Source organism: Archangium sp. (genome assembly GCF_036389735.1).
Lineage (GTDB): Bacteria > Myxococcota > Myxococcia > Myxococcales > Myxococcaceae > Archangium.
Window position 1 is genome coordinate 1 of sequence record NZ_DASVWK010000998.1, and the last position, 2153, is coordinate 2153.

At 66.8% G+C, this 2153-nt stretch carries 1 protein-coding gene and 1 pseudogene; both read right to left on the reverse strand.

Translation table 11 applies throughout. The annotated features are described in order from the left end of the window. Positions 1–1416 (reverse strand): VCBS repeat-containing protein (locus VF794_RS35670; protein ID WP_331117588.1); only part of this gene is annotated, 1416 nt, incomplete at its 3' end. Positions 1417–1736: 320 nt separating this feature from the next. Next, positions 1737–2153: pseudogene (locus VF794_RS35675) on the reverse strand (glycine dehydrogenase (aminomethyl-transferring)); the annotation flags it as partial.

A 2153-nucleotide genomic window follows, 5' to 3' on the forward strand; every position in this document is an offset into this window, starting at 1 on the left:
GGCCCAGCCCTCCTCCTTGTCGTGGAACACGCGGATGCCGTTGAAGCCCGGGGCCGCGTGGTTGTTCTCCACCACCACGATGTCGGCGGCGTTGTCACCGTCCACGTCCGCGATGACGGGGGACTCGTACGTGGTGCCCGAGCTGTGGGCGGTCTCGAAGCGCACCGCGCCGGTGACGCCGTCGAAGACGCGCAGCCGCAACTCGTCGGCGAAGATGACCTCCATCCGGCCGTCATCCTCGAAGTCGAAGGTGGTGGAGACGGTCTTGCCGGAGCTGTAGTCCTGGATGGGGAAGGACCACTTCACGGCGCCGTCGGAGCCGTAGACGGTGTAGTCCCAGTCGCCCGCGAGGCCGATCTCCAGGAGGCCATCGCCATCGAAGTCCGCGATGTTGGGCGCGCCGCCGTGCCCGCGCGTGGTGTGCCGGGGCAGCGTGGGGTCGGCGAGGTGGACGTCGCGGGTCCACAGCAGGGTGCAGTCGTCGTCGAGCAGGCTCACCTTCTCCTGGCCCGTCACGATGATCTCACCCGCCGGGTCTTCATCGAAGTTGGCCACGCCGGAGTAGCCGCCCACCAGCTCCGTGTTGGAGCACTTGAGGGAGCCATCGTGCCGGTAGACGGAGCGGCCGTTGACGACCTCGAGCTTGCCGTCCTGGTCGAGGTCCACCGCGAAGGAGATGGGGCCGGTGTACTTCGCGCCATCCGTCCCCTGGGAGCCCATCCACTTGAGCGCGCCCGTGTTGGTGTAGACGCGGTTGCCGCCAATGATCTCCACGGCGCCATCGCCATCCAGGTCCGCCAGCGAGGGGCCACCCCACTCGTTGTAGTCGTACCCACCCGGCTCCGAGCGGAACTTGAAGGTGCCGTCGTTCTCGAAGCAGATGATGCCGCGGCCGTTCTCGGGGATGCCGCAGATCTCCACCGCGCCGTCACCGTCGAGGTCACCCGCGGTGAGGCTGGCGGCGGGCTTCACCCGGGCCGTCTCATCCGTCACCGTCCACAGCTCCTGCCCACCCTTGCCGCTGATGGCCCGGAGCACGCCGTTGATGTTGGGGTTCTCCTGCGCGGCGACCCGCGCGTTGTAGAGGTCCCCGTCGAAGGTGCTGAAGACAATGTCCGGAGTCCCATCCCGGTTCACGTCCACCACCACCGGCTGCATCATCACCTGCTTGTGGGTGGGAAGCACCGGGCTGCCGGTCCACGACCAATCCAGCTTCGGCGCGAAGGTGCCGCTGAAGGGCGGCTTCACCTCGCAGCGCTCCGCGAGATTGCCCGTCTTGTTCGCGTTGCTCGCCTCATCCGTCTTACCGGTGCTGCAAGCTCCCCCCGATGCCAGCGCCACCAGCGCGACGAAGAGCCGCCCACGCGTGAGACTCCTGCTGTCCACGAGCCCCTGGGTTCCACGCTTGAGTTTCATGTCGTCGCTCCTTCGCTCTCGGTCATGACCGGTTCATCGCCAACCCGACATCCGGGAACAATGTACCGGTTGCGCGGATCGCGAGGGCCAGGAAAAAGCAGCAAGGGCAACAGTTGCAACTGGATGGCGGGAAACGGATGGCGGCCTCGGACTTCTGCGATCCGGGTGTAGCGGTTGAGCCGTCCTGGCACCGGATGTACGAGCGGATCGCAGAGAGGCCGACGGGCACGGACACCACACCCGGAATGGAAAAAAGCGAAGGGCCCGGAACCGATGCGGTTCCGAGCCCTTTGCTTTTCAAGCGCCTGAGAAAGGAGTGACTACGCCACGGCGGACTTGGACGGCTCCGGCGTCATGTAGTCCTCGATGGGCGGGCACGCGCACACCAGCTTGCGATCGCCCAGCACGTTGTTGAGGCGACCCACCGCGGGCCAGAACTTGTGGTCCTGCACCCACGGCGCCGGGTACGCGGCCTTCTCGCGCGAGTAGGGCCGGTTCCACTCCGGCGCGGTGATGACGCGCGCGGTGTGCGGAGCGTTCTTCAGGACGTTGTTGTCCTTGGGCGCCCTGCCCTCCTCGATCTCGCGGATCTCCTCACGGATGGCGATCAGCGCGTCGCACAGGCGATCCACCTCCGCCTTGGACTCGCTCTCCGTCGGCTCGATCATCAGCGTGCCCGCCACCGGGAAGGACACCGTCGGCGCGTGGAAGCCGTAGTCCATCAACCGCTTGGCCAC